The sequence below is a fragment of the Aquabacter spiritensis genome (genome assembly GCF_004346185.1).
GTDB classification, from domain to species: domain Bacteria; phylum Pseudomonadota; class Alphaproteobacteria; order Rhizobiales; family Xanthobacteraceae; genus Aquabacter; species Aquabacter spiritensis.
Genome location: NZ_SMAI01000009.1, coordinates 77,580 through 95,237 on the forward strand (window position 1 = coordinate 77,580; position 17,658 = coordinate 95,237).

Consider the following 17,658-nt stretch of genomic DNA (forward strand, 5'->3'; position numbering starts at 1 on the left):
GATCAGGTCGCCGGAGCCGGACTCGAGAGCGGCTTGCCCTTCTCGACGACATAGGTGATTGCGAGCCGCGCCGCCTGCGGCCCGATGGCGATCGAATGGGGCACCTCCGGCGGGATCTGAAAGCCGTCTCCCGCGACCAGGGTCCGGTCCGGCCGCCCGGCGATCGAGAGCACGGCGCCGCCGGTCACCAGATAGGTGGATTCGACCCCGGGATGAATGTGGCGCGCGATGACGCCGCCAGCCTCGACATCCGCCGTCATGAGGATCGTGACATGGCCCGGCCCGGGATACTCCGTGGTCTCGATCATGGTGCGCACGATCCCACCCGGCGCGGGCATGCCCGCGGAAGCCCCGCCTTGCGCCAGGGCGCCCTCCCCCGTCGCGACGAAACCGACCGCCGTGCAGATCGCGCACGACACGAACCGACGCCTGCTGAACATGGTCCCCTCCACACCCCGGCGGCCGTCATCGACGCCCGACCTGCCGGCAGCTTAGCCGGACCGCGTGCCCGCGCCATGACGGCGCCTGCTCACGCGCGCGGCGCCGCCTGCGAGAGCTGCGCGACGACCCGGCCGAAGGCCGCGCCGAACCGCACGAAGTCGGGCGGCGCGACGGCGCCGATGCAGCCGACGCGGAAGCTCTCGGCGGCCGCGGTCTTGCCGGGATAGATCGCGAATCCCTCCTCCAGCAGCCCGTCATACAGAGCCGCGAAATCCCACCAGACGGCATCCGGCGCCGGAAACGTGACGATGATCGGCGCCTGCAGCGCAGGCGCGACGAGGGGATGAAAACCGTGGGCCGCGAGACCGTCCGTCAAAGCGGCGAGATTGGCTTGGTAGCGCGCCAGGCGGGCGGGCGGCCCGCCCTCGGCGTCGAGGTCCGCCAAGGCGCGATCGAGGGCGGCCACGCATTGGGTCGGCGGCGTGAAGCGCCATTGCCCATTGGCCTCGAAGCCGGCCCATTGCGCCGCGAGATCGAGCACCAAAGCATGCGCCTGCCCGCCGGCACGGGCGACCGCTTCGGTCCGGGCGAGGACGAAAGCGAGACCCGGAACGCCCTGGAGGCATTTGTTGGCGGAACTCGCGAGCGCCTCGAACCGCACCGAAGCCGGGATCGGCAGTGCGCCGAACGAACTCATGGCGTCGATCAGCAGCCCGCAGCCGTGCCGCGCCGCGACGTCCGACACGTCCGCGAGCGGGGTGAGGAGGCCGGTCGTGGTCTCGCAATGGACGACCGCGACGTGCCGGATCGTCGGGTCCTGCGCCAGCCGGCGCACGAGTGCCGCTACGTCCGGTGCCTCCGTTTCGGGACCCTCGAGCATCGAGACGCGCCGCCCGGCCCGCGCCGCCATCTCCGCCATGCGCCGGCCATAGGCGCCGTTGACCAGGACCAGCACATGGCCGCCCGGCGGGACGAAGGTGCCCAGCATGGCCTCGACCGCGAAGGAGCCCGAGCCCTGGATCGGGATCGCGGTCAGGCCGTCATGTTCCGGCAGGAGCGCGCACAGCTTCGTGCGCACCCGCGCCGTCACGGCGATGAAGTCGCGGTCGCGCGAGCCCCAGTCGCGGTCCAGCGCGGCGCGCACGCTCGGTGCCGTGGTCAAAGGCCCGGGCGTCAGCAGTAAAGGCGGGCGGGACGTCATCGGCTTCCCCCCAGAAAGGCGCGGAACCGGTCCGCGACGGCGGACGGCGCGACGGTCGGCCGGCCGAGCCCCGGAACGGGATCCGCCGACACCTTGGCATGGACCAGAACCGGCCCCCGCGCCCCGGCCGCCGCGTCGAGCGCGGCGGCGAAGCCGGCTTGGTCGCGACAGCTCAAAGCGAGGCGATAGCCGCAGGCCTGCGCAATTCCGGCGAAGTCGATTCCGGGCGAGACCGTCCGCTGGCCGCCGGTCGAGGCGTGGCGCTCATTGTCGAAGACGATATGGATCAGAGTGTCCGGCGCCCGGGCTCCGATCGTCGCGAGATTGCCCAGCTTCATCAAGGCCGCGCCGTCGCCGTCGAAGACGATCACGGGGCGCGGGGTGCACAGCGCGATGCCGAGCCCCACCGCGCTCGCCGCGCCCATGGCGCCGACCAGATAGAGGAAGCGCGGCTCGTCGCGCAGCGTGAAGAGTTCGCGGCCGCAATAGCCGGTCGTCGCCACCACGGCGGCATCGGACGGCAGGCGATCGAGCGCGAGCGCCAGCGCCGTCATGCGCGACGGCGGCAAGCCGCCGTCGCCCGGCAGGTCGGCGCGACGGCCCGGCGGGCGCGGCGGCGCGGCCGGCTCGTCGAGACCCGAGGGGGCGAGATCGTCCTTGCCGACCACGAAAGCGTGCGGCTGGCGGGTCGCGGCGAGGCCCGCCGCCGCCGCGTCGAGCGCCGGTCCGATGCCGGCCGCCTCCGCCGGAAACGGCACGCGCGGCACCCGCATCAAATCCAGGAGATCGGGGGTGATCGCGCCCATCAATTCGTGCTGCGGCTCGTCTTTGATGTCCGGCGCGCCGCGCCGCGATACCGCGAGCAGGACCGGGATGCGGAACGGCCAGTTCAGCGAGGTGAGCGGATTGACGGCATTGCCGAGGCCGGAATTCTGCATCAGGACCAAAGGCAGGCGGCCGGCGAACCAGGCGCCGGCGGCGATCGCCACCGCCTCGCCTTCGCTGGTGGCGACCACCCAGGGCGCGCGGGGATCGCTCGCGGCGGCATTGATCAGCGGCGTCAGGAAGCTGCAGGGCACGCCGGTGACGAAATCGACGCCGCGTCCCCGCGCCTGTTCGAGAAAATCGGCGGCATCGATCATGGTCACACCTGATTGCGGGCCGAGGCCAGATCGAACGCCGTGTTGATGTTGAACCAGTCGCCTGCCACCCACACGATGCGCAGCACCGCCCCCCGCGCGCGCAGCCGGCGGAACAGAAGGGCGAGGTCCGCCGTATCGAGCAGCGCCTCGGCGCGCAGCCGTTCGATCTCCTGCGCGATCGCCGCCGCGCCGGCCTGCGACACCCGGGCGAGGCCGATCCACTGGCCATGGCCGTCGGCGACATCCGCGCCGATATCGCACAATTCCGCATCGCCATCGGCGAACCAGTCTTCGTCGCGGCCGCGACTGGCACGCACCCGGTCGGCGGGGCCGGTCGCGGCCGCGTCGACCACCAAAACGATGTCGCCCTCGGCCGCCAGCAGCCGGTCCAGCACGTGCCGGCGGTAGAGAATGTCGCCGAAGGCGAGCAGCGTCGGCGCGTCGAGCCGGTCGGCGACGGCGGCGAGCGAGGCCACCTCTCCGCTCGTCTCCCAGGCGGGATTGGCGCGGGTGGAGACGCCGGAGAGCGCCACCGCCTCGCCCCGCCAGCCGGTGACGACGCAGACCGCTTTGATGCCGGCGCCCTTCAGCGTCTCGACCTGCCGCGCCAGCAGGCTGCGGCCACGCACGTCGATCATGCATTTCGGCCGGTCGGCGGTGAGGTCGCCGAGTTCCGCGCCGCGGCTCGCGGCGAGGATGACAGCCTGGCCGACCGGCGGGCGGACGAGATAGCGCCGCTCCGCCGCCTCCAGTTCGGCATTGCCGGACAGTTCGAACACGTCGGCGAGCGGCGCCACCCGCGCCTCGACGCCGACCAAGGAGCGGGTGGCGAAGATTTCGCGCGAGGTCTCGCGCATCGCGGTGATGGCGGCGCGCAGATTGTGGTTCGCCCACACCACGGCCGACACGCCGGCCGCTTCGAACATCTCGGCGGGGGTGCGGAAATATTTGGTGGGAATGAGGATGACCGGGCAGCGGTCGCCCCAGGCGGCGCAGAAGGCGAGCACCTCGTCGGGCTCGGCCTTCTTGGAATGGATCACCAGCGCGTCGGCGCCCGCCGCGTGGAAGGCGTGCGCCCGGGCCAGCGCCTCGTCGAGCCCGCGATTGGCGACCAGCGCCTCGATCCGCGCGACCAGCACGAAATCCGCGCCCGCCTGGCTGTCCTTGCCCGCCTTGATCTTCCCGCAGAATTCCGCGATGTCCGCCAGGTCCTGGTCGTCGCCGAGGAAGGAATTGGTCTTCGGGAAGAGCTTGTCCTCGATGCAGACGCCGGCGATCCCGCGTTGCTCCAGCTTGCGCACCAGCCGGCGGACATTGTTGAAATTGCCGTAGCCGGTATCGCCGTCCGCGAGGATCGGCACGCTGGTGCGGTCGGCCATGAATTCCAGGACTTCGAGCACCTGGGTCCAGGACGCCTCGTTGGAATCGCGCACCCCCAAAGCGGCCGAGATGGACAGGCCCGACGCCCAGACGGCGGGAAATCCCGCCTCCTCGGCGATCCGCGCCGACAGCGCATTGTGCGCCTCCATCAGGTACGCGGTCTCCGTCCGGGCGAGCAGATGCCGCAGGGCGGCGCCCTTGGAGATGTTGGAAGACGTCGGATCGGACATGAGGCCGGCGCACCGCGAGTCGGTTGGGGAGACCTCGACCGTAAAGCGCGACCGCACGGGAGGGAAACAGGATTGTTTCCCGGCCAAGGATCACGGCCAAGGATCGCGGCGAATGATCCCGCCGCCGCTCACACCTACAGCGACGACCCGAGCCAGGGCATATCGGCCAGCAGCACGGGCGCGACATGCGCGGCGAGTTCGCTCCGGCAGAAGGTCGCGAGTTCGCGCGGCAGCCGGCCGAGTTCCTGCCGGCGCGCGACCAGCACCAGCCGGCGCACCACGGCCGGCCCGGGCAGCGGCCAGCAGGCGAGCGCGGCCTGCGACACGCCCGCCTCGAATCCGCACAAGGGGGTGGAGACGGCGAAGCCCTCGCCCCGCACCACGACCGCCGTCACGCCCTGCGGCGTGTCGAATTCCAGGCGGCGCGGCAGGTCCAGCTTCAGCCGCCGCAAATGGCGCTCGACCTCGATCCCGGTTTTCGACCGCGCGGAATAGCGCACGAAAGGCAGCCGCGCGGCGAGCCGTGCGAGATCCTCCGGCCCCTCCGGGCGCGGCGTGCCGGCGGGCGCGATGAGGATATAGGGCTCGCTCAGCACGTCGAAGCGCTCCAGCCCCGCGACCTCTTCGAGTTCGTCGGCCCCGATCAGCAGATCGAGCTGGCGTGTCAGCAGGGCGGCGGCGTGGGACGCGGTGAGGCCGGCCTGCACCGAGGCCTCGTCCGCCTCCCGCAGCAGCGTGGCGCCGAGGGGCGCGGCGAGCGCCCGCGAGAGGGAATCGACCAGCCCCGCCCGCAACAGCGGGAACCGGCTATTCTCGGTCTCGCGCAGCATGGGGGCGATCTGCCGCGCCTCGGACAGAAGCGCGCTCGCCCGCTGGCGCAGCACGCCGCCGGCCGGCGTGAGGCCGAGCGGGCGCACGCTGCGGTCGAACAGGCGGGCCCCGGTGCGCGTTTCCAGCTCCGCGACGGCCTGCGACACCGCCGGCTGGGTCAGCCCCATCTGGCGCGCCGCCCCGGCCATGGACCCGCGATCGCAGACCGCGAGAAATATATCCAAGGTCCTGAGATCGAAGGGGATCGCCTCGCTGCGCATGGCCGCGCCTTCCACACTATAAGCAACATTTATATTATACCTCGATCGCGGGTGCGCTATCGAAGCCTGCGCACGAGGAACGGCGGACCCGAGTCACACGCGGGCCGCCGGTGCCGCACAGATTTTGCCGATCCCGCCCGCCCAGAAATGAGGCCGGACGCGACCTTCGGGGACCCGTGAGATGTCGAGCCGCTATTCGGTCTTCAGCCTGATCGCCAACGCCTTTTCCGGGCAGAAAGGCTGGACGCCGGCCTGGCGCGACGCCGCGCCGCGCCCGGATTACGACGTGCTGGTCATCGGCGGCGGCGGGCATGGGCTGGCGACGGCCTATTACCTCGCCAAGGTCCATGGCATCCGCAACGTCGCGGTGCTGGAAAAGGGCACGATCGGCTCCGGCAATGCCGGGCGGAACACCACCATCATCCGCTCGAACTATCTGCTCCCCGGCAATCAGCCCTTCTACGAATGGTCGATGAAGCTCTGGGAAGGGTTGGAGCAGGACCTCAATTACAACGCCATGGTCTCGCAGCGCGGCGTGCTCAACCTGTTCCATTCCGACGCCCAGCGCGACGCCTTCGCCCGGCGCGGCAATTCCATGCGCCTGTCGGGCGCCGATTCCGAGCTGATCGACCGCGATCAGGTCCGCGCCCTCGCCCCGTTCCTGAATTTCGACCATGCCCGCTTCCCGATCCAGGGCGGCCTGCTGCAGAAGCGCGGCGGCACCGCGCGCCACGATGCGGTGGTGTGGGGCTATGCCCGCGCCGCCGACCGGCTCGGCGTCGACATCGTGCAGAATTGCGAGGTCACCGGCTTCATCCGCGAGAACGGCGCGGTGGTCGGGGTGGAGACCACGCGGGGGCCGGTGCGCGCGCGCAAGATCGGGCTGGCGGTCGCCGGCTCCACCTCCCGGCTCACCCGGCTGCTCGATTTGCGGCTGCCGATCGAGAGCCACGTGCTCACCGCCTTCGTCTCCGAGGGGCTGAAGCCGGTGGTGCCGGGCGTCGTCACCTTCGGCATGGGGCATTTCTATGTCAGCCAGTCGGACAAAGGCGGCCTGGTGTTCGGCGGCGATATCGACGGCTACAATTCCTACGCCCAGCGCGGCAATCTGCCGGTGGTGGAGGATGTCTGCGAAGCCGCCATGGCACTGATGCCGCAGCTCGGGCGGCTGCGCGTCCTGCGCTCCTGGGCCGGCCTGATGGACATGTCGATGGACGGTTCGCCGATCATCGACCGCACGCCGATCCCCGGCCTCTATCTGAATTGCGGCTGGAATTACGGGGGCTTCAAGGCCACCCCGGCGTCCGGCTGGTGTTTCGCCTGGACGCTGGCACAGGACGCGCCCCATGCGCTGAACGCCGCCTACCGGCTCGACCGCTCCCGCACCGGCCACATGATCGACGAGAAGGGGGTCGGCGCCCAGCCGAACCTCCACTGACGAGGCGCCCCGACGATGCGCATTCCCTGCCCCTATTGCGGGCTCCGCGACGCCCACGAATTCTCCTATCTCGGAGATGCCGCGCCGCAGCGCCCGGATCCCGCCGCGCCGGACGCGGCGGACGCGTTCCACGATTACGTCTATCTCCGGGACAATCCGGCCGGTCCGATGCGTGAGCTGTGGTACCACGGCGCCGGCTGCCGGCGGTGGCTGGTCGTCGACCGCGACACCCGCACCCATGCCATTCTCGGCACGGCCTTCGCAACGGAGGCGCGGTCATGACCCGGTTCGTGGACGGCGGGCTGATCGACCGCACACGCCCCCTCGCCTTCACCTTCGACGGACAGGCCTATCGCGGCTTCGCCGGCGACACGCTGGCCTCGGCGCTCACCGCGAACGGCGTCCGGCTGATCGGCCGCTCGTTCAAATATCACCGCCCGCGCGGCCTGTTCTCCGCCGGATCGGACGAGCCCAATGCGCTGGTCGAGCTGCGCACCGGCGCGCGGCGCGAACCCAATACCCGCGCCACCACGGTCGAGCTGTATGACGGGCTCGACGCGGCGAGCCAGAACCGCTGGCCCTCGCTCGATTTCGATCTCCAGGCGGCCGGCGGCCTGTTCGCGCCCCTGCTCGGTGCGGGCTTCTACTACAAGACCTTCATGTGGCCTGCGGCGCTGTGGGAAAAGCTCTACGAGCCGGTGATCCGGCGCGCCGCCGGGCTGGGCCGGGCGGCGGAGGCGCCGGATCCGGACGCCTATGAGAAAGCCTATGCCTTTTGCGACGTGCTGGTGATCGGCGGCGGCGCGGCGGGGCTGATGGCGGCCCTCACCGCCGGGCGCTCCGGCGCGCGGGTGATCCTGGTGGACGAGGATTTCCGGCTCGGGGGGCGCATTCTCTCCGAACGCGAGGAAATCGACGACGCGCCCTCCCTTCAGTTCGTCGCCCGCGCCGAAGCCGAGCTTGCGGCCATGCCCGAGGTGCGGGTGATGCGCCGGACGACGGTGTTCGGCGTCTATGACGGCGGCACCTATGGCGCCCTCGAACGGGTCGGCGACCATCTGCCGGTCCCCGCGCCGTTCACGCCGCGCCAGCGTTATTGGAAAATCGTCGCCCGCCGCGCCGTTTTGTGCGCCGGAGCGGGCGACCGGCCGATCGTGTTCGGCGGCAATGACCGGCCGGGCGTGATGTCGGCGCAGGCGCTGCGCAGCTATGCGGTGCGCTATGCCGCCGCGGCCGGCTCACCTGCCGTGGTGTTCGCCAATAATGGCTATGCCTGGTCGGCCGCGTTCGACGCCGCCGCCGCCGGCGTACCGATCGCCGCCATCGTCGACGTGCGCGCCGAGCCGCCGCCGGTTCAGATGGAGCGGGCGAACCGGCGCGGCATCCGGGTGATCGCCGGGGGCGAAGTCATCGCCACGTCGGGCAAGCTTCTGTCCTCGGTCACGGTGCGCGCCCGCGGGCGAACCGAGACCATCGCGGCACAGATACTCGCCGTATCGGGCGGATCGAGCCCGACCCTCGCCCTGACCAGCCATTTCGGCGGCAAGCCGGTCTATCGCGCGGACATTGCGGGCTTCGTTCCAGGCGTGCTCCCGCCCGGCCTTTCGGTGGCCGGCGCCGCGGCGGGGGAATATTCCCTCGCCCGCTGCCTCGCCGCCGGCGCGGCGCGCGGTGCCGAGGCCGCGAACGATCTCGGCTTCACCGCCCGCGCCACCCCGGTGCCGCAGGCGCAGGACAAGCCGATCACGGTCAGCCCGTTCTGGCATGTCGCGCAATCGCGCGGCCTGGCTTTCGTCGACCTGCAGAACGACGTGACCGCCAAGGACATCGCGATCGCCCACCAGGAGGGGTTCCGGGCGGTCGAGCTTCTGAAGCGCTATACGACGCTCGGCATGGCGACCGACCAGGGGCGGACCTCGAACGTGAACGGGCTCGCCATGATGGCCGCCTTGACCGGCCAGGACATCGAGACGACCGGCACGACCCTGTTCCGCCCGCCTTTCACGCCGGTCGCCATCGGCGCCATTGCCGGCCATCACCGGGAGAAGGATTTCCGCGCCACCCGGCCGACCCCGACCCATGCCTGGGCGCGGGCGCAGGGCGCGACCTTCGTTGAGGCCGGGCTCTGGCTGCGGGCGCAGTATTTTCCGCGCGCCGGGGAAGCCGACTGGCTGGAGACGGTCAAACGCGAAGTGACCGCGACCCGCGCCTCGGTGGGCCTGATCGACGTCTCGACCTTCGGCAAGATCGACCTCCAGGGGCCGGATGTCGGGCGCTTTCTCGACCGCGTCTATATCAACACTTTCTCCACCCTCGCCGTCGGCAAGGTGCGCTACGGCGTGATGCTGCGCGAGGACGGGATGGTCATGGACGACGGCACGACCGCGCGCCTCGCCGACACCCATTACCTCATGACCACGACCACGGCGAACGCCGCCAAGGTTTACCAGCATCTGGAATTCTGCCTCCAGGTGCTGTGGCCGGACCTCGACGTGCAGATCGCCTCGGTGTCGGAGCAGTGGGCGCAGGTCTCGATCGCCGGCCCGCGCGCCCGCGACGTGCTGGCGCGCATCGCCGACGCCCCGCTCGACGTCTCCAATGCCGGCCTGCCTTATATGGGCGTCGCCCAGGGCAGCGTGATGGGCGGCATCGCGGCCCGGATCTTCCGGGTCTCCTTCTCCGGCGAGCTCGGCTACGAGATCGCGGTGCCCGCGCGCCACGGCGCGCCCCTCGCCCGCGCCTTGATGGAGGCGGGCGCGCCCTTCGACATCACCCCTTACGGCACCGAGGCGCTCGGCGTGATGCGGATCGAGAAGGGCCACGTCTCCGGCAACGAACTGAACGGCCAGACCTCCGTCGCCGATCTCGGGCTCGGCCGCATGGCGTCGACCAAGAAGGACCATATCGGCCGCGTCTTGTCGGAGCGTCCGGCCTTCCGCGATCCCGACCGGCCCACCCTGGTGGGCTTCAAGCCGGTCGACCCCAAGGACCGGCTGCGCGCCGGGGCGCATTTCCTGCGCCACGGCCGCAGCGCCGTGCTCGCCAATGACGAGGGCTACATGACCTCGGTTGCATTCTCGCCGACGCTGGGCCATTGGATCGGCCTCGGCCTCCTCGCCCGCGGGCCGGAGCGGATCGGCGAGACGGTGCGCGCCTACGATCCGGTACGGGGCGCGGACATCCCGGTGGAAATCTGCCGTCCCGGCTTCGTCGATCCCGAAGGGGAGCGCCTGCGTGTCTGATCTCCTGTCGCACCATCCCGTCACCGATCTCGTGCCGGAGGGCCATTACGGCCCGGATGCGGCGCAGCCCGGCCTCACCGCGCAGGTGGTGGATGGGCTCGCGCTCGCCACCGTCGCCGCGCGGAAGGGCGCATCCGGCGCCCTGGCGCAGGCGGTCCTGGACGCCTTCGGCATCGCTTTGGTCGACGCGCCCAAGGTCAGCTTCCTCGGCGACCTCTCCTTCATCGGCACCGCGCCCGGCCGCTGGCTGGCGACCGCGGGCGGCGCCCCGGCGGCGCATGTCGCCCGGCTCCAGGGCGCGCTGGCGGACGCCGCCGCGCTCACCGACCAGAGCGACGGCAGCCTGATCATCGACGTCTACGGCCCGAAGGCCCGGATGGCGCTGGCCAAGCTCGTCCCGCTCGATCTCCACCCGGCGGTGTTCGCGCCCGGCGACGCGGCGGCGACGGCGGCGGCCCTGATCCCGCTCGTGGTCTGGCAGCTCAACGACATGCCGGCCTATCGCTTCGCCGTGCCGCGCTCGTTCGCGCCCGCTTTCCTGCGCGCGCTGGTCTCCGGCGCGGCGGAATTCGGCGTCACGGTCTCCGGCACGGCGCGAGGTTGATGGCGGCGCGCCGCGCGCTTCCGCCCGCCTCCTCCTCCTTCAGCCGGATGCCTTTGCCATGACCGCGCCCACCGACCAGTTCATCCTCACTTTGTCCTGCCCGAACCGCCCCGGCATCGTCGCCCGGGTCTCGACCTTCCTGTTCGAGAAGGGCTGCAACATCCTCGAGGCGCAGCAATTCGACGATACCGAGAGCGGCCGCTTCTTCATGCGGGTCGTGTTCAATGTCGCGACCGGCGCGGCGACCGGCGCCGAGATCCGCGCCGGCTTCGCCGCGGTGGCGGAGGCGCTGGCTTTGACCTGGGGGCTGCGCGACAAGGCCGACAAGCGGCGCGTCCTACTGCTGGCCTCGAAATTCGACCATTGCCTCGCCGATCTGCTCTATCGCTGGCGCATCGGCGAGATCCCGATGGAGATTTCCGGCATCGTCTCCAACCATGCGCGCGAGACCTATGCGCATCTCGATTTCGACGGCATCGCATTCCACCATCTGCCGGTGACCAAGGCGACCAAGCTGGAGCAGGAGACCGAGATCTGGCGGATCTTCCAGGCCTCCGGCTCGGAAGTCGCGGTGCTCGCGCGCTACATGCAGGTGCTCTCGGACGGGCTGTCGGCCAAGCTGTCGGGCCGCTGCATCAACATCCACCATTCCTTTTTGCCCGGCTTCAAGGGCGCCAAGCCCTATCACCAGGCCCATGCGCGCGGCGTGAAGCTGATGGGCGCGACCGCCCATTACGTCACTTCCGACCTCGACGAGGGGCCGATCATCGAGCAGGACGTCGAGCGGATCAGCCACCAGGACAGCCCGGAGGATCTGGTGCGCAAGGGCCGCGACATCGAGCGCCGCGTCCTCGCCCGCGCTTTGTCCTGGCATCTGGAGGACCGGGTGCTGCTGAACGGCAGCAAGACCGTGGTGTTCCGCGACTGAGCCGCGCCCGCCGGGATTTTTCCCGGCTCTGCGCCGAGCTTTGCGGCTAGCTTTGCGGTCAGCTTTGCGATGAGCTTTGTCTTGGCGCAGAAACCAAACGGCCGCCCTTGCGTTATATGACCAAAGGTCATGACGAAACGGAAGGAGGCCCCATGAACCGGACGCTCACCTTGATTGTCGGCGGCGTCATTTTCGCCGCGGCGCTGGCTGCGGCCGTGCTGTTTTCGGACCGCGGGACCCCCGACCCGACCGAGGGCGCCCCCGCCAATGTGCCCGCCGCCCCCGTCACCCCGCAATGACGCTGTCGTGCGGGGCTGAAAGGACCGCCCCGCACTGCATGCAAGCTGGTAAAAGCTGCATAATCTTTAAACATTTGCCTGATTTTTACTCGATCCGGCAGCCCCAGGGCCCGCGCCGGGGGCCGGGCGTGCCGGCGCATCGGCCCCGTGGTGTCAGCGTTTGCGGGCGCGCCCGGCCGCCCGACGCCGCGCGGCGGATCTGGCGCGCTTCCTGCTAGAGGGGGACGATGCCGGCCGCAGGCCCGCTTTGTCTCGAGGTCCCCATGGAAACGCTCGCCACCCTCCTCGCCGCCCACCGCGCCGGCGCGCGCACGCCGCGCGAGACGGTGCGCGAGACCTATCGGCGCATCGCGGCCCATGCCGATCCCGCGCTCTTCATCACCCTGCGCCCGGAGGCCGACCTCCTCGCCGAGGCGGCTTCCCTGGAGGCGGCGGGCGACACCACGCTGGCGCTCTACGGCATCCCGATCGCGGTGAAGGACAATATCGACGTCGCCGGTTTGCCCACCACCGCCGCCTGCCCGGCCTTCGCCTATCTCCCCGCCGCCGACGCCACCGCCGTCGCGCGGCTGAAGGCGGCGGGGGCGCTGATCGTCGGCAAGACCAATCTCGACCAGTTCGCCACCGGCCTCGTCGGCACGCGCTCGCCCTATGGCATTCCCCGCAACGCCTTCAAGGCGGACCTGGTGCCGGGCGGCTCGTCCTCCGGCTCGGCGAGCGCGGTCTCGGCCGGGCTCGTGCCGGCGGCGCTCGGCACCGACACCGCCGGCTCGGGCCGGGTGCCGGCCATGCTGCAGAACATCGTCGGCGTGAAGCCGAGCCTCGGCCTCGTGCCCAATACCGGCCTGGTGCCGGCCTGCCGCTCGCTCGACTGCATCTCGGTGTTCGCCCGCACGGTGGACGACGCCATGGCGGTGCTCGACGTGATGGCGGGACCGGACCCGGCCGACGCCTTCTCCCGCCCGCTCCCGCTCGGCCGGCTCGCCGCGCTTGCGGGCGCGCCGCGCCTCGGCATCCTGCCGCCCGACCAGCGCGAATTCTTCGGCGATGCCGATGCGGCTTCGGCCTATGCGGCGGCGCTCGCGCGCTTCCGCGGCCTCGGCGCGGAGCTGGTGGAATTCGACTACACGCCCTTCGCCGAATGCGCCCGCCTGCTCTATGAGGGGCCGTGGGTCGCCGAGCGCTGGATCGTCGCGGAAGCCCTCCTCACCAGCGATCCGGAGGCGGTGCACCCGGTCACCCGCGCCATCACCCTGCCGGGCGGCACGGCGAGCGCGGCGGACGCCTTTCGCGCCATGTACCGGCTGCGCGAATTGCGCGCCAAGGCGGCGCCGATCCTCGCCGGGCTCGACGCGCTTTTGCTGCCGACCGCGCCGACCGCTTACACGCTGGCGCAGGTTTTGGCCGAGCCGATCCTGCTCAATTCGCGCAACGGCACCTATACCAATTTCGTCAATCTCATGGATCTGTGCGGCGCGGCGGTGCCGAACGTCATCGCCGCCTCCGGCGTGCCCTACGGCATCACCTTGCTCGCCCCGGCCGGGCGCGATGCCGAAATCGCGTCGCTCGCCCGCGCCTTCGTGCTGGCGGGCGACCTGCCGCTCGGCGCCAGCGGGGAAAAGGCCCCGCCGGCCCCCGATCTGCCGCCGCCGGGGGAGACCGGCCGGCTCGATCTGTGCGTGTTCGGCGCCCATCTCTCGGGGATGGGGCTCAATGGCGAGGTGCTGGAGCTGGGCGGACGCCTCGTCGCCCCGGTCACGACCGCGCCGCTCTACCGCATGGCGCTGCTGGCCGGCGGCGTGCCGCGCCCGGGCGTGGTGCGGGTGACGAGCGGCGGGGCGGCGCTCGCCGGCGAGGTCTGGTCGCTGCCGTATGAGGGGATCGGCCGGCTGCTCGCCCGCATCCCCGCCCCGCTCGGCCTCGGCCGGGTGACCTTGGACGACGGACGCGAGGTCTTAGGCTTCCTCGCCGAAGCCGCCGGCACCGAAGGCTGCCCCGACATCACCGCCTATGGCGGCTTCCGCGCTTTTGCTGCGAGCCGGGTGGCGAAAAGCGCGTAACGCGCCGCCCGCCGGCCCTCATTCGCCGACGCCGATCGCGACGGCATCGGGCAGCGCCGGCCGGTTGATCCAGATCCGCAGGCGGGTCTCCGTGTCCGGCACCGCGAGGTCGAACACGCAATCCTCCTCGAGGGTCGAGACGACGGTCTACACGGCTTGCATCAAAGCCTTCGTTAGCGTCACCTTAACTCATGGCGAAAGATGAGTCGAAACTCAGAATACCATCTGGATCCCTGGTCATTAGGCTGGTCATTGAGCAGCTAGATGACCTTTTGAAGGATGCTGCAGGCGCAGAGGGGGCCGTTCTGGAGGCAACCACGAAGCTTGCGCCCATTGTACTGTCAGATGCACAAGCAATTCTGGGCGGGAAGAAGGGCGGCCTCTCGTATCGAGACGGAATTCTTATTCAACTCGGATATGGCCTGATTAGTGAAAATACTTTCGATCACACCTTGCGTGCTGAGGGAGCTCGCGGTGTAGCCCAGGCACTAGGGAAGGCTAACGCTCAGCGACATATCCCAAAGATCAACGACGCTTACGAGAACATTGGAAAGAATACAAAAAACCTAGTTCGAGGAAATGTGCTCGAGTTCGACCGATTGCTGACCTGGATGAACACAGCTTCCCTCGAAGACAGAACTTTTCTCTTCAGATACGCTCTAGCCGAGGTCGCGCTAACGGCGCGGCCTGTATTGCGCATGCCAACTTTGCGGCCTGTAGAACTTACATTCGCACGTATTAGTGTATTCTTCGAAGAACTTTTTGAAGTACCGTCGGGCGGCGCCCACGAACAATTTGCGGTTGCAGCCGTCCTAGGAGCTATGCTGGATCAGTTTAGTTCCGGAGGCTTGCAAGGGTTGCAAGTCAAAACCAAGAACATTAACGCCTCGGACGCGAGCACTGGCACGGCGGCTGATGTCCAGATTGTTCGCGGCAACTTGATTGAAGCCGTCTTCGAGGTGTCTGCAAATGATTGGCGGCATAAAATTGACCAAGCAGTTGACGCCGCGAAGCGGGCCGGCCTTTCTACAGCTCACATCATTGCCGCGGGTACCGACACAGCTGACCTTAAGGCAATGCTTTCAGGCTCCACTGTAGACATATCTGTTGCGGAAATCCGCTCATTTATCCGCATCGTTTGCTCGATATTACGACCGCCTGCTCGCGAAGACGCGCTGCGGCGCCTTTACGATTTACTGGATCGATTACAGCCAGACGTAGCTCTAACTAACGGGTATGTTACGCTACTACGCCGCCACGCGTTTGCGGCGGACTGATTGGCTGAACACTTGCTCCATCAATGAATTTCCTATCGCCTGTGCTACCTTGGGAGGCACAGCGTTTCCAACCTGGCGATATTGCGAACTAGTTCGTCCTGCGAACTGGACCTGTGGAGGAAATGACTGGAGCGCTGCGCTTTCGGCGACCGTCAGCCGCCGGGCACCAGAGAGTTCGCCGCGGTAAGGTGCGCCGCCCAACGCGAGATATCGATGATACCGGGGCACCCGATCCTCAAGATCAAGGAAATGGGTCTTATTGCCCCCTGCCGAAGCCAGGATAGTCGGGGCCGGACGCTTGAGATCAATCGGTCTGCCCCCACCATTAAATAATTGTCCGTGATACGGATTTGGCCGAAGGTCGGGGTTTCTCGCGAAAACAATCTTCGAAGGGTTCGGACGCCCCAGCGGTTCTGACGTCAGCACCGTGCCTGCGGGCACGTGTAGGGTGTGGTCGCCTTCTGGAAACCGAAAGGCGATCGCATCTCGTATTCCAACGATGATCATACGGCGACGTGACTGCGGAACTCCGTAATCGGCTGCGTTAAATACCTGTGGCCCGAAAATTCGATAAAGTTCGCTAAGCGGGGCCATTACTGTCGCCAAATAGGAGCTGAATGAGACAAGCCCTGGCACATTTTCCATGATGAATGCGCGTGGTTGGACCTCCCGCACAACGCGCACAAATTCCGGCAACATATCTCGGTGATCGTCCCACGCCCGCCTAAGTCCACCGATAGAAAATGGCTGGCAAGGTGGGCCGCCTGCTATAAGATCTATTCCGCGCCACTCCCGGAAATCCACATCACGGATGTCACCGTTGTGCACTTTCGCGTCGGGGAATACCGACTGATAGGTCTCAATCGCGTCTGCGTCGGTATCGACAGCGAATAGGCTTTCAAAACCAGCGCACTCAAGCCCAAGGCTAAGCCCACCGGCACCGGAGAACAAATCAATACTTGTGTGTTTCATGCGTCCCCCAAGGTACTGCGACTCGCGGTTTGCAACACCGAGTGGATCCCTCATCGATTAGATCGATATCTAGAACGGAGCGAGAACACAACAGTTTCCGAATATAGCGCCTAGGCACCAAGAGGCCCTTAGCTTGAAAGGATTAGGCGTTACGATTCGTCATTTTCGCGCAACGTGGTCAATCGTCTCACACCCCACAAATCCACGCGATCACGGAACCGACGTCCTACACGGCAAGGAGCGAATTCGGCAGCGTAATCCTGACTGTCCGGATCATGCTCTCCCACGCCCTTCTTCAAATAAGTGGCCTTTCCGTGCTTCGAGCTATAATCGAACAGAGACTTCGTGGCACTGCACATTCCGCCTCGGCGCGACCGTATTTCTCACACCTCGATCCCGATCGCGACGGAATCCGCCCAGACCGGATGGTTCACCCAGATGCGCACCCGCGTGCGGCGGTCGGGGACGATCATCTCAAGGATCGTCTCGGCCTCGACCGTCGCGACGATGACGCGCCGACCCGGCGTTTCGAGAAAGTCGTCAAACGAAGGATTGTGGCCGGGGTTCACGGTAGCCGCGCGACCGAGCGTGATCGTCGTCATTCCCTCTTGCGCGTGTGAGCAGATCACTGCGATGCAGACGGGGGTGCTGAAGACGGTCTGTCCGGCAAAGATGTGCGGAACGGTAACCTGCCGATCACCCGAAATGATCAGCAGGGCATTGGGCACCGCTATCTCTCTCGTTTGCGTCACAGCCCCCCCGATATGGGCACCTCCCCAAGCCTCGAATGATCACCCAATCCCTGTCGGACGGCCAGCCAAAGATCCCCCCTCACCGCCCCTTCCCCTTCGCCCCCTTCGGCCAGCGGACCGGCCAGGAGACGATGCGGTCGACGAGTTCGAACAGGCCGAAGGCGTCTTCCAGCCCCGCCACCTTGCCGCGCACCGAGATGCCGGCCGCGTGCACGGTCTGCGGATCGCCGGAGACCAGAGGGTGCCACCACGGCAGATCCTTGCCGTCCGCCACCAGCCGGTAGCCGCAGGTCGGCGGCAGCCAGGAGAGGGTGCCGACCGCCTCGGGCGTCAGGCGCACGCAATCGGGCACCTTGGCCTGCCGGTCGGGATAATCGGTGCAGCGGCAGGTGCCGGCATCGAACAGGCGGCAGGCGACGTCGGTATAAGCGATCGCCGCCGTGTCCTCGTCCTCGAGCTTGACCAGGCAGCAGCGGCCGCAGCCGTCGCACAGGCTCTCCCATTCGGGAGCGCTCATCTCGGCGAGGGCCTTGCGGCGCCAGAAGGGGACGTCAACCATCCCGCCTTCCTAAAGCGCCTTCCGGCCGGGGGAAAGGGCGGC

General features: G+C 68.4%; 16 protein-coding genes. 8 read left to right on the top strand and 8 right to left on the bottom strand.

The window, feature by feature from the left end; translation table 11 throughout:
- Positions 1 to 2 precede the first annotated feature (2 nt).
- The 5 genes from EDC64_RS14495 to EDC64_RS14515 all read right to left on the bottom strand — a co-directional run bounded on the left by EDC64_RS14495 (position 3) and on the right by EDC64_RS14515 (position 5,485).
- Positions 3 to 440 carry a cupin domain-containing protein gene (locus EDC64_RS14495; protein WP_132032566.1) on the bottom strand — a complete coding sequence of 146 codons (438 nt, stop codon included), beginning with the start codon at positions 438 to 440 and terminating at the stop codon, positions 3 to 5.
- An 89-nt stretch (positions 441 to 529) separates the two neighbouring features.
- A complete protein-coding gene (locus EDC64_RS14500; protein WP_132032568.1) occupies positions 530 to 1,642 on the bottom strand; it encodes a 2-aminoethylphosphonate--pyruvate transaminase in 1,113 nt (370 codons plus the stop codon).
- Entirely contained in the window at positions 1,639 to 2,784 is a 1,146-nt protein-coding gene (aepY, locus tag EDC64_RS14505; RefSeq protein ID WP_132032570.1) for a phosphonopyruvate decarboxylase, read from the bottom strand. Before aepY ends, EDC64_RS14500 begins: the two co-directional genes overlap by 4 nt.
- 2 nt (positions 2,785 to 2,786) lie before the next feature.
- Entirely contained in the window at positions 2,787 to 4,394 is a 1,608-nt protein-coding gene (aepX, locus tag EDC64_RS14510) for a phosphoenolpyruvate mutase (protein WP_132032572.1), read from the bottom strand.
- Between the two features lie 134 nt (positions 4,395 to 4,528).
- On the bottom strand, positions 4,529 to 5,485 hold the full coding sequence (locus tag EDC64_RS14515; protein WP_132032574.1) for a LysR family transcriptional regulator: 957 nt from the start codon (positions 5,483 to 5,485) through the stop codon (positions 4,529 to 4,531).
- A 181-nt stretch (positions 5,486 to 5,666) separates the two neighbouring features.
- Between EDC64_RS14515 and EDC64_RS14520 the strand changes: the two genes are divergently transcribed.
- The 8 genes from EDC64_RS14520 to EDC64_RS14550 all read left to right on the top strand — a co-directional run bounded on the left by EDC64_RS14520 (position 5,667) and on the right by EDC64_RS14550 (position 15,333).
- Complete coding sequence (locus tag EDC64_RS14520; RefSeq protein WP_132032576.1) at positions 5,667 to 6,923, top strand: sarcosine oxidase subunit beta family protein; 1,257 nt, start codon at positions 5,667 to 5,669, stop codon at positions 6,921 to 6,923.
- Between the two features lie 15 nt (positions 6,924 to 6,938).
- The gene (locus tag EDC64_RS14525; protein WP_132032578.1) at positions 6,939 to 7,205 is read left to right on the top strand and encodes a sarcosine oxidase subunit delta; all 267 of its coding nucleotides are present in this window, start codon (positions 6,939 to 6,941) and stop codon (positions 7,203 to 7,205) included.
- Complete coding sequence (locus tag EDC64_RS14530) at positions 7,202 to 10,165, top strand: sarcosine oxidase subunit alpha family protein (protein ID WP_132032580.1); 2,964 nt, start codon at positions 7,202 to 7,204, stop codon at positions 10,163 to 10,165. Before EDC64_RS14525 ends, EDC64_RS14530 begins: the two co-directional genes overlap by 4 nt.
- Positions 10,158 to 10,769: a sarcosine oxidase subunit gamma gene (locus tag EDC64_RS14535; protein WP_165933780.1), complete on the top strand. Its 612-nt coding sequence runs from the start codon at positions 10,158 to 10,160 to the stop codon at positions 10,767 to 10,769. The genes EDC64_RS14530 and EDC64_RS14535 overlap by 8 nt, the downstream gene beginning before the upstream one ends.
- A 58-nt stretch (positions 10,770 to 10,827) precedes the next feature.
- Positions 10,828 to 11,697, top strand: coding sequence for a formyltetrahydrofolate deformylase (purU, locus tag EDC64_RS14540; RefSeq protein WP_132032584.1), 870 nt, complete (start codon positions 10,828 to 10,830; stop codon positions 11,695 to 11,697).
- Between the two features lie 152 nt (positions 11,698 to 11,849).
- Positions 11,850 to 11,996 carry a hypothetical protein gene (locus EDC64_RS23590; RefSeq protein ID WP_165933781.1) on the top strand — a complete coding sequence of 49 codons (147 nt, stop codon included), beginning with the start codon at positions 11,850 to 11,852 and terminating at the stop codon, positions 11,994 to 11,996.
- A gap of 263 nt (positions 11,997 to 12,259) precedes the next feature.
- Positions 12,260 to 14,056 carry an allophanate hydrolase gene (gene atzF / locus EDC64_RS14545; protein WP_132032586.1) on the top strand — a complete coding sequence of 599 codons (1,797 nt, stop codon included), beginning with the start codon at positions 12,260 to 12,262 and terminating at the stop codon, positions 14,054 to 14,056.
- 191 nt (positions 14,057 to 14,247) lie between these two features.
- Positions 14,248 to 15,333, top strand: coding sequence for a hypothetical protein (locus tag EDC64_RS14550; protein ID WP_132032588.1), 1,086 nt, complete (start codon positions 14,248 to 14,250; stop codon positions 15,331 to 15,333).
- Here the strand turns inward: EDC64_RS14550 and EDC64_RS14555 are convergent.
- From EDC64_RS14555 to EDC64_RS14565, 3 genes are all read right to left on the bottom strand, one after another.
- Positions 15,304 to 16,305 (bottom strand): DNA cytosine methyltransferase, encoded by a 1,002-nt coding sequence (locus tag EDC64_RS14555; protein WP_132032819.1) that lies wholly within the window; start codon positions 16,303 to 16,305, stop codon positions 15,304 to 15,306. The genes EDC64_RS14550 and EDC64_RS14555 overlap by 30 nt on opposite strands.
- 383 nt (positions 16,306 to 16,688) lie before the next feature.
- Positions 16,689 to 17,033 carry a hypothetical protein gene (locus EDC64_RS14560; protein WP_132032590.1) on the bottom strand — a complete coding sequence of 115 codons (345 nt, stop codon included), beginning with the start codon at positions 17,031 to 17,033 and terminating at the stop codon, positions 16,689 to 16,691.
- A gap of 103 nt (positions 17,034 to 17,136) precedes the next feature.
- Entirely contained in the window at positions 17,137 to 17,616 is a 480-nt protein-coding gene (locus EDC64_RS14565) for a YcgN family cysteine cluster protein (RefSeq protein WP_132032592.1), read from the bottom strand.
- Positions 17,617 to 17,658: the final 42 nt, after the last annotated feature.